Origin of the sequence: Pseudonocardia yunnanensis (assembly GCF_039534065.1) — a bacterium.
GTDB classification, from domain to species: Bacteria; Actinomycetota; Actinomycetes; order Mycobacteriales; family Pseudonocardiaceae; genus Pseudonocardia; species Pseudonocardia yunnanensis.
This window is the reverse complement of sequence record NZ_BAAAUS010000050.1, coordinates 24,928-35,055: the sequence shown is the minus strand read 5'-3', so window position 1 is coordinate 35,055 and position 10,128 is coordinate 24,928. Positions and strand designations below refer to the sequence as shown.

The 10,128-nt window shown below is 68.1% G+C and carries 7 protein-coding genes and 2 pseudogenes; 3 read left to right on the top strand and 6 right to left on the bottom strand.

The window, feature by feature from the left end; genetic code table 11:
• Positions 1-298: 298 nt before the first annotated feature.
• Complete coding sequence (locus tag ABD743_RS37520) at positions 299-694, bottom strand: thioredoxin domain-containing protein (protein WP_344728286.1); 396 nt, start codon at positions 692-694, stop codon at positions 299-301.
• A 758-nt stretch (positions 695-1,452) separates the two neighbouring features.
• On the opposite strand from ABD743_RS37520, the gene ABD743_RS37515 reads away from it, so the two are divergent.
• Positions 1,453-2,361, top strand: a complete 909-nt coding sequence (locus ABD743_RS37515) for an aldo/keto reductase (RefSeq protein WP_344728284.1) — start codon at positions 1,453-1,455, stop codon at positions 2,359-2,361.
• Positions 2,362-2,369: 8 nt separating this feature from the next.
• Here ABD743_RS37515 and ABD743_RS44655 read toward each other — a convergent pair.
• A pseudogene (locus ABD743_RS44655) lies at positions 2,370-2,657 on the bottom strand (DUF2255 family protein); the annotation flags it as partial.
• A 74-nt stretch (positions 2,658-2,731) separates the two neighbouring features.
• On the opposite strand from ABD743_RS44655, the gene ABD743_RS37510 reads away from it, so the two are divergent.
• Positions 2,732-3,529: an alpha/beta fold hydrolase gene (locus ABD743_RS37510; protein WP_344728282.1), complete on the top strand. Its 798-nt coding sequence runs from the start codon at positions 2,732-2,734 to the stop codon at positions 3,527-3,529.
• Between the two features lie 7 nt (positions 3,530-3,536).
• On the opposite strand, the gene ABD743_RS37505 is transcribed toward ABD743_RS37510, so the two are convergent.
• A complete protein-coding gene (locus ABD743_RS37505) occupies positions 3,537-6,917 on the bottom strand; it encodes a molybdopterin cofactor-binding domain-containing protein (protein ID WP_344728280.1) in 3,381 nt (1,126 codons plus the stop codon).
• Positions 6,914-7,450, bottom strand: coding sequence for a (2Fe-2S)-binding protein (locus ABD743_RS37500; RefSeq protein ID WP_344728278.1), 537 nt, complete (start codon positions 7,448-7,450; stop codon positions 6,914-6,916). The genes ABD743_RS37505 and ABD743_RS37500 overlap by 4 nt, the downstream gene beginning before the upstream one ends.
• A 575-nt stretch (positions 7,451-8,025) precedes the next feature.
• Between ABD743_RS37500 and ABD743_RS37495 the strand changes: the two genes are divergently transcribed.
• Entirely contained in the window at positions 8,026-9,267 is a 1,242-nt protein-coding gene (locus tag ABD743_RS37495) for a cytochrome P450 (protein WP_344728276.1), read from the top strand.
• Between the two features lie 132 nt (positions 9,268-9,399).
• On the opposite strand, the gene msrA is transcribed toward ABD743_RS37495, so the two are convergent.
• On the bottom strand, positions 9,400-9,939 hold the full coding sequence (msrA, locus tag ABD743_RS37490; RefSeq protein ID WP_344728274.1) for a peptide-methionine (S)-S-oxide reductase MsrA: 540 nt from the start codon (positions 9,937-9,939) through the stop codon (positions 9,400-9,402).
• 33 nt (positions 9,940-9,972) lie between these two features.
• Positions 9,973-10,122: pseudogene (locus ABD743_RS37485) on the bottom strand (DUF5709 domain-containing protein); the annotation flags it as partial.
• Between the last annotated feature and the right edge of the window lie 6 nt (positions 10,123-10,128).

Below are 10,128 nucleotides of genomic sequence, written 5' to 3'. Positions count from 1 at the left end.
TGTGAAGTCCATCATCGAACAGTTGGGTTCGCTGGGGCTTTCTTTACCCTGGCTGTGGACGCTGCGTGGTGATTCAGGTGCAGTTTCGACCGATTATTCGAGCGCCAGGCGCGACTCGTGACAAGATGCATGTGACCCTGAAAATTCGGACAGTGAGACGGTGTGTCGCGACCGTCCGCAATGAGAACGGGGCGGCACCGGCCGGGAAGTCGGACGCGCTGTTCCTGTTGTGTTGTTTTGTCGAATTGTCGCGAACCTGAGCAACTCGTGTAGTTGGCAGTCGATCAGTTTCCTTCGACTAGCGGCGCCAGGGTGCCGGGCTGGAGGGGGGCGCCGCTCTCGTCGCCGGGCTGGCGTCCCGCGATGACCGCGTCCAGAACGCCGGCCGGTAGTGGGTAGCTGGCGCCGTCCCTGCGCGGTCCAGGACGAACGTCTCGGGAACACCGAACAGGCCGAACGGGAGGGCAGCGCGGGAGTCGACTTCCGTGGCGTAGCGGTAGCTGGGCCTGCCCCGACCGAGCTCGTCGAGGAACGCCACGGTTCTCGGCACCGACAGCGTCACTTGACCACGCCGGCTGATCTCGATCACCACCTGGGCAACCTGATCACCGCGCATGATCTCCGATAGCCACCCGCGAGCGTCGACACCTGAGTGCGCGTGCACGCCGCGGTTACCGCTGATCTCCCACCTCATGACGTGAGGCTGGGACAATTGCCTGCGCTCTCTCGGACTCACGAGGCGGATCGGGTCCTGCGCGTTGGACCAAAAGGTCAAAGACAACGTACGCCCGGCTCCCGTCCATGTGCGACCATACCGATCGCCTCCAGCATGGGGGCGATAGCAGGCGGGATAGGTGTCCGGGCAGGCAGCAAGACATGCCACGCGCTGCGGGCGGCCTCCCAGCGTCTCGGATAGCGGGTCGGCTACCTACGCGGACCCCGGCGAACCTAGGCGCCAACCGCATCTCCCGGCCGCTTTATTGGTGCTAGATGGTCCATTCTCACAGTGCACTCCGGCGGGGATGGGCGAGCGCGGACAGCGGGGCGGACGATCGATCGGAGCACCGCCGGCCCTTGAGGGCATGTCCGGTTGCTCGCTGTCTCCGGGGGGCCCGAGCGCTGTTTTCCATGGTTTGTGCAGGTGAGCTGCTTGATCGCGTGGCCAACGAGGTGCATCGCGCGTTGCGTGGAGGACGAACGGGCGATGTGGTGCGCGCCACTTGCTGCCCCTCCTGCGGGCCGCCTGCTGGATGTCATAGCCTGGAACAGGCAGTCCAGTTCCGGTGTCGACTGTTCTACGAGGGCCTCATCTCGCCTGGGTAGATCGACGGAGTGCTGAGTCGTAATCGCCGCATCGCAGTTCAACCAACACGAACAGGAGACCGCGATGTCCGAGTCCTATTCACTCGCCACTGAGCCCGAAGGCGTCGAGATCACGCCTGCGGTGAAGCCATGACATCGAATCTGACCCTGAACAACGGCGTCGAGATGCCCGCTCTCGGCTTCGGCGTCTTCCAGACAGCTCCTCAGGAGACCATCGACGCCGTCGAGGCCGCTCTCGGTACGGGCTACCGACACATCGACACGGCAGCCGCGTACGGCAATGAGCGTGAGGTCGGCGAGGCCATCCGCCGCTCCGGTCTCGCCAGGTCGGACGTCTTCGTCGAGACGAAGATCTGGATCGAGGACTACGGCTACGACGCCACCCTGCACGCCTTCGACGAGAGCGCCGGCAAGCTCGGGGTCGACCAGATCGACCTGCTCATCCTCCACCAGCCCCTGCCCAGCCGTTTCGATCTCACGATCGACGCCTACCGCGCCCTGGAGAAGCTGCTCGAGGACGGCCGCGTGCGGGCCATCGGCGTCTCCAACTTCATGCCCCGCCACCTCGACGATCTGCTGAAGAACACCGGCGTCGTCCCTGCGGTCAACCAGAGCGAGGTCCACCCGTACTTCTCGGAACCCGACGTCCGGGCCGCCGACGCCGAGCACGGCATCCTGACGCAGGCCTGGTCGCCGATCGGTGGCATCACGTTCTACCTTGACGGCCGGCACGGCAGCACGCTCGACGACCCGACCATCGGCGAGATCGCGAAGGCGCACGGCAAGACGCCCGCTCAAGTGATGCTGCGCTGGCACCTGCAGGAGGGGCGCTCCGCGATCCCCAAGTCGACGAAGCCCCACCGCATCGCCGAGAACTTCGACGTCTTCGGCTTCGCCCTCACCGACGACGAGCTTGCCGCCATCGACGCCCTCGACACGGGCGTGCGCGGTGGCCCCGACCCGGACGCGATCACGCTGGAGGGCTGGCGGAGCGTGGCCGCTGCGACCTTCGGGTCGACGACGATCGAGGCACCGTAGCGGTCGTACTTGTGGTGGTACTCGGCGTCGATCCCGGCGCTCACAGCCGGGCCCGGCTCGGCGAACGTGACGCCCCGCTCGATGCCGGCGGCGCGGAGCCGGTCGCTCCCGCCGGCTTTGGCCCTGCGGAACCAGCCGTTGCCACTGCTATGGGCGGACCGCACGGAGATCGCGTCCCGCAAGCGCACGCCCCGAATGGTCACGAACGGACGCAGGGTTCCGTCCCCTCGGGTCGAGCTGACCTCCAGCGCTAGTCGGTTCTGAGTACGAATCCGTGCATGAACCTGGATCGCCATGACGCCCGGTACCCGGTCGCGGCCGGCGGGCGAACGGCTCCTTAGGTACCCATCTGGAAGACGGGAAAGTCGGTATGCCCTATCTCGAGACCGGTGACTCGACACTTTTCTACACGGCTACGGGAGCCGGGACGCCGGTTGTGCTTGTGCACGGTTGGACTGCTGACTCGATCGACTATTCGTGGGTCATTCCGTTGTTGGAGCAGAACTTCCGTGTTATCGCCTATGACTTGCGCGGGTACGGGCACTCGGCCCCGGCTGACGGGTACGGAATGGATCGGCAGCTCGATGATCTGAGGGCCGTAATCGAGCAGGTGGCCGGCGAGCCTGCTCTGGTCGTCGGGCACTCGCTCGGTGGGGCAATCGCCTCCTCGATGGCGGTGGAGCGGCCGGAGCACCTGCTCGGTGTGGTCGTCCTCGATGCGTCCTACGCGGTCGACGAGGCGGGTCGTGCCAGGGTCGAGAGGACGAGGGAGCAATTGGCCGGGGAGCATCCCGAGGAGGTGGTGAGGTCGTGGTTCTTCAGCCAGGCCGGCTTCACTGATCAGACGCCCGAGTGGCTGCGTACCTTGGTGCTCCGTCGGGTGGACGCGGTGTCACCCGCGATGATCCGGGCGGGCTTTGCAGCGCGCTGGGACCACGCTCCGATCGCGTTTCGGCCGGAGATGGACCATTACCTCGCCCGGCGCACCGTTCCCGTGCTGGTGATCCACAGGAACGCGGCCAGCGCGGCGTATGAGGAGACGACCTTCCAGCATCCTGCCTCTCGTGCCGTCGTCCTGCCGGGCGGTGGCCACTGGGTGCAGGTCGAACGCCCGGACGACGTGAACGCGGCGATCCAGGATTGGTGGAAGACCGCACGAGCCGGGTAGTGCGACGTCAGGGGCTGAGTAGGGCTTCGGTGGCCTGTTCGGACAGGCCGGCTGCGGCGTCCAGCTTCCAGGCATTGCCGGGGAGCGGGTGGGCTGCTCGGTCCAGCTCCCTGTTCACTGCCGCACTTACGTCGTGGGGCGTCGGGATCGTCCCCCGCAGCGCCTGCTCGGCCGCGGAGACCCGCCACGGGGTCGGGGCCACTGCACCGAGCACGATGCGCACGTCGTTCCAACGTCCGCCGTCGCCGATCTCGACGGCCAGCGCCACCGAGGCGGTTGCGAAGTCACCGGTGTAGAGGGCCAGCTTGGTGAACGCTGTGCGCAGGCTCAGCGACCTGGCCGGGACATACACCGCGGTGACGAGCTCGTCCTCGCCGAGCGCAGTCTCACCGGGACCGGTGTAGAGATCGGACACCGGCACGGTCCGCGAGCCGCGCTGCCCGGTGATCTCGACCGAAGCGTCGAGTGCAAGCAGCACGGTTGCCAGGTCGGACGGGGTCACGGCCTGACAGCGGTGCGCGCCGACGGCCGCGTGCTGGAACCGGTGATCGCCCAACACCGCGTAGCAGGGGCTGGTCGGCCCGTTGCGCTTGTAGCAGCTGAAGCCATTGCGGAAGAACCAGCAACGCTTGGCCTGCAGCAGGTTGCCCGCGACGGTGGCGGCGTTGCGGACCTGCGCGGACGCTATGGTGCCGATCGCCTCGACGAGCGCGATCGGCGCATCCGGGTGCTCGGCCAACTCGGTGAGCGTCACGGCTGAACCGATGCGCAGCCCGCTGTCGGAGCGCGCGAGCCGTCGCAGGTCGGTCACCGCGGCAACCGAGACCAGCACCGGGGACGGTCCGGGCTGACGGCGGCGCTCGACCGGCGCGTCGGTGGCCCCGCCGAGCACCCCGGCACCCCCGGTGAGCAGCGAGACCGCCTCGGTCAGCTCGGTGGGGGCGTGCACGACCGGTTCGGGGGCCGGTGCGGAACGTCGGGCGCGGGGGACCGGCCCGAACCGGGTGCCGACCGTGTCGAGCGCCCGATGCAGACCGCGCGGGTATGCCCAGCGGACCAGCGCGACCCACCAGCGGCTCGGCCGCAGCGGGATGCGGTGGTCGCGCCGTCGTCCGTCCCGCGCTGCCAACGCGGTGACGATCTTGTCCGGTGTGATGGGCAGCTCCCGGATGCGGATCCCCAGCGCGTCGTACACAGCGTTCGCGACGGCGGCGCCCGGCGGAATGATCGACATCTCGCCGACGCTCTTCGCGCCGAAGGGACCGGCCTCGTCGTGGGCGTGCACGATGGCCGCGCGAATCGAGGGCAGGTCGGCGTTGCGTGGCATCGCATAGTGCAGGTAGCTGCTGTTGACGACACGGCCGCCCTCGCGGACGAGCTGTTCGCCGAGCGCGGCACCCAGCCCCATCGCAGCGCCGCCGATGATCTGCCCCTCGACGGCGGTCGGGTTGATCGCCCGCCCGACGTCGTGCGCGGCGAGATAGTCGACGACCTGGACCTTGCCGGTACGGCGGTCGACGTTGACGACCGCGCCGTGCGCCGCGAACGCGTAGGTGGGGGAGAGATTTGCGGTGTCCCGGTCGGGGGTGAGCATCTCGGTGCCCCCGAGAAGGTAGCTCGTCTCGTGGCTGAGCACCCCGTCGTCGGCCTCGTCGGAGAGGCCGACCAGGTCGCCGATGTCGATCGCGTCCTCGCCTGCGGTGGCCCGCCCGCCGCGCAGCGTGACGTCCGCCGGATCGACGTCGAGCTTTGCCGCGGCCAGCGCGCGGAGCTTGTCGGCGAACTCGCGGGCTGCCTGCCCGAGCGACGACCCTGTCATGTGAGTGCCGCGCGACGACCAGGCCCCGAGCTCGAACGGGGTGCGCTCGCCATCCATCGACAGCACATCGACGTCGCCGAGCTCCACGCCGAGCACGTCGGCGGCGATCTGCGCCAGGATCGTGTTCTGCCCGGTGCCCGCGTCGGCGCCGCCGTGCCGCACCCGGACCCGGCCGTCGTCGAACAAGTCGATCGCGGCATCGCTGCGGTTGGCGAGCTCGTACGCGTAGGCACCGCTGCCGTGCATACCGGCCGCGACTCCCCAGCCCCTGGCGATCGCACCTCCGGTCGGGCGGGTGCGGCGCGCCTGGTCCCAGTTGAGGCCGTCGCGCACCAGAGTCAGGCACTCGCCCAGCCGCGAAGTGGTGACCTCATAGCCGCACAGCGCTGGGGTGTGCTCAGGTGCGAGGTTGCGCAGCCGGAGCTCGATCGGGTCGATGCCGAGCCGCTCGGCGATCTCGTCGACCTGCGACTCCATCGCCAGCGACACCTGCGGGGTGCCGTATCCGCGGAACTGGCCGCCCGGCTGGGTCGCGGTGTCGACGAGCCGGGCGGTGAACTGCACGCCGTCGGGGCGGTACATGGACCCTAGAGTGATCACCCCGACCCGCATCACCGAGGTGCCCATGTGGTTGTACGACCCGTTGTCGACGGCGACGTCCGCGGCGAGTGCACGCAGCACACCGTCGGCATCGGCCCAGGTACGCAGCTCGGTCTCGAAGCGGTGCCGCGGCTTGTTCGCCGCGAACTCCTCCTCCCGGCTGAGCTCGACCAGCACTGGCCGCCCGGCCGTGCGGGCCAGCGCGGCGGCCAGCACCTCGTGCTCGCAGGCCTTGGACTTCTGACCGAATCCACCGCCGACCGCGACCTCCCGACACACCACCTGCTCGTGTGCCAACCCGAGGAGGTGCGACACCTCCTTGGCGATGAACCACGGCGCCTGGGTAGATGTCCAGAGCTCGAGGATCCCCCGCTCCTCGTCCCATGCGGCGAGTGTCGTGCTCGGTTCCATGCACACGTGCGCCACGCTCGGGTACACGAACCGTCCGCTCACCGAGACCGCTGCGGCGGCGATGCCCGTGTCCGGGTCACCCCACCGGGTCGAGACCAGCATCGAGACATTGGCCTCGTCGGTGGTGCGCTCGTGCAGCCGCAGCGCGCGCGGCGTCAACGCGGCTGCGATCGTCAGCGGCGCGGCCCGACGCCGGTACCGCACCCTGATCGCCCGGCATGCGGCTTCGGCCTGTGCGCGGGTCTCGGCGGCCACGGCGGCGACCTCCTGCCCGACATGCCGGACGACGCTGTCGGCCAGCGGCGGGCGGTCCGAGAGCGGGCCGCCGCGGTGCAGGTACCGCACGCCCGGGGTGAAGTCGGCTGCCGTGATCACGGCGTGCACGCCGGGCATCGCTCGGGCCGCTGCGATGTCGATGACGACGATCTCGGCGTACGGGTGGGGCGAGCGCAGGATGATCCCGTGCAGGTGCCCGCCGGGCAGATCGGCGGTGTAGGCGACCAGGCCGGCGCTGCGGGCGTCCCAGTCGATCGGCCGGACGCGGTCTCCGATACTCATCGCACGTCGTCGTTGCGCTCAGGCTCAGCCTGTCCTGCCCGGTCCTCGGCCACCGAGCACACGGACTCGACGATCGCCTGATAGCCGGTGCAGCGACAGATGTTGCCCGACAACGCATGCCGGACCTGTCTGCGGCGCTCGGCGCGATCGAGGGCGGCGAGCCCGCTGCGCAGCAGCGCCACAGCGTGCACGATCTGGCCCGGCGTGCAGAAACCGCACTGGAACGCGCCGGTGTCGGCGAAACGCGCGCGGAGGTCCGCGCTCTCCCGTGCCAACCCTTCGCTGGTCCAGACCTCACCTCGGACGAGCGCGGCCGGGGTCGTGCACGCCATCCGCGGCTGCCCGTCGACCAGCACGGTGCAGGCCCCGCATTCACCGCGACCGCAGGACACCTTCGTCGCGGTCAGGTGCAGGTCCTCGCGCAACACGGCGGCGAGGGAGCGGAGCCCGGCCGTGTCGACGTCGGCCGACTCGCCGTTGACGACGAGTCGGTACGTCGGGTTCGGACGGTCGCTCGATTCGAGCAGTACCATGTCCGTACATTTTATTGTTCGTTGTACGAGCGTCAAGCGCCTGGCGGACGTGTGCGTCCAAATCTCATACTGGAGTCACTCCTCGAATAGGAGTCTGGGTTGCTTTGTTCAATCCACCCGCGCGGATCGTCGGGGACGGTGGTCGCATAGGTCTCATGACTGTTCCTCGCGACGAACCGCACGTGACAAGCGACGCCGAGGCCATCAAGGAATGGCAATTCAACCGAAAAGCGTGTATTGCGAAAGCTGGTGACTACTCTGGCCTGAAGCCTGACGGGTCGAGGGTACTTCGCGTAGTTGTGTGGGGTTTCCCCAACAAAGGCTGCCCGCAGGTGTCGTGTGGTCGGACTGTGCCAAGCGACTGCGCGAACTTTCCGGGCAAGAGACGGCTGTCACAGTGACGCCGCGCTGCCATGCGGGGACGATCGCGGTATGCGCCCCGCGCGTCTCATCAAGCATTGAGAAGCGCATCGTCCCGCCTCCGCAGCAGCGCATGGATTCGCGCGAAGGGGAGTCGATTGTTGGTAGCTGCTCAACTTTGCTGAACTGGCCGATGGCACGTTGAGGAGGTCGTCTTGGCACCCACCACGGTCACTGCTGGACAGGATGGGATGTCGTGGGCGGAGTTGGGCTATCCGATGGCTCGCAGCTGCCCGTTCGACCCGCCTGCCGAGCTGGCTCGCCTGCGGGCGGAGAATCCGGTGAGCCGGATTCGGCTGTGGGACGGTAGCTCGCCCTGGCTGGTCACCCGCTACGAGGACGTCCGCCGGATCCTCTCGGATCCCACGGTCAGCGCCGATACCGACCGGCCGAACTATCCGTTCCACTCCGAGGGTCTGCGCATCCAGCGCGCGAATTCACGCAGCTTCAGCTTCTTCGATATGGACGACCCGGACCACGCCCGGTACCGCAAGATGATCACCAGTGACTTCACGGTGCGGAGCACCGAGGCACTGCGCCCGCTCGTCGAGAAGCTGGTGAACGAGCTGCTCGACGCGATGGAGCGGGGCCCGAATCCGGTTGACCTCGTCGACGCTTTCGCACTCCCGCTGCCCTCGATGGTCATCTGCCACATGCTCGGCGTGCCGTACACGGATCACGACTTCTTCCAGGAGCACTCCCGGGCGCTGCTGGACACCACAATGGACGTCGAGTCGAGCATGCGTGCTAACGACGAGCTGCGGGCGTACCTGAGCGACCTGATGGCCAAGAAGGAGGCCGAGCCGACCGACGACATCCTGGGCCGGCTCGCGCAGCGCTACGTCCTGACCGGCCAGCTCGGCCGCGACGAGGCCGTCTCGATGGCGCTCCTGCTGCTCGTCGCGGGCCATGAGACCACGGCGAACATGATCGGCTTCGGCACGCTCACCCTGCTGCAACACCCGGAGCGGGCAGCTGAAGTTCGCGACGGTGACACCACCGTCGTGAAGAGCGCCGTGGAGGAGCTGCTGCGGCTGCTCACGGTGGCGCACGGCGGGCTGCGGCGGACGGCGCTGGAGGACATCGAGATCGACGGGGTGACCATTCGCGCGGGCGAGGGGATCATCGCCGCGGTCGAGTCGGCGAACCGTGACGAGACGGTCTTCGAAAGTCCCGGCGAGCTCGACATCCACCGCAGCACGAACCATCACGTGGCATTCGGTTTCGGTGTGCACCAATGCCTCGGCCAGCCGCTGGCTCGCCTCGAGCTGCAGATCGTCTACCCTGCGCTGCTGCGCCGCCTCCCCAACCTGCATCTCGCGGTTCCGCTGGATGAGATCCGCTACCGCGACGAGACGGTCATCTACGGAGTGCAGGCACTTCCGGTGAGCTGGTGATGACACGAGTGACGTGAAGATCACGGTTTTGATCGGGGCAAGCGCATCGGGGGCCGGGCAGTGACGCTGCGGCGCGGATCCGCTGCAGCGCGGGACTTGTCCGCGTCGCCGATCCGTCCATGGTGGCGATCCTCAGGTCAGCTGGGACGACGGCCGCGACGCGACGTCACGGCGTCGCGGCAGCACCCAGTCCGGCCGCGGGAAGTGGCAGGTGTAGCCGTGGGGGTAGCGCAGCAAGTAGTCCTGGTGTTCGGGCTCGGCCTCCCAGAACGGCCCGGCTGGCGTGACCTCGGTGACGACCTTGCCCGGCCAGAGCCCGGAGGCGTTGATGTCGGCGATCGTGTCCTCTGCGACTCTGCGCTGTTCGTCGTCGAGGTAGAAGATCGCCGATCGGTAGGACGTGCCGACGTCGTTGCCCTGCCGGTTCGTCGTGCTCGGGTCGTGGATCTGGAAGAAAAACTCCAGCAGGTCGCGGAAAGTGGTGGCGGCCGGGTCGTAGGTGATTTCGATGGCCTCGGCGTGTGAGCCGTGGTTGCGGTAGGTGGCGTTGGGGGTGTCACCGCCGGTGTAGCCCACGCGGGTGGCCAACACGCCGGGGCGCGAGCGTATGAGGTCCTGCATCCCCCAGAAACAACCTCCGGCGAGAACCGCCCGCTGCTGCTCGGTCATCATTCGATTCCTTTCTCGGCCCGTTGCAAGCCGCGCTCAGACGTCGTCGGGATCACGCACGATGTGGACGGCTGCTTCCTCGGCGCTGGCTGCCCCGCCGTCCCTCCCGACGTCGACGGTTTTCAGATAGGCGAAGTCGTTCCACTCGCCCGCTGCCTCGACGTCGACGAGACGTCCCGAGCGGGCGGCGCC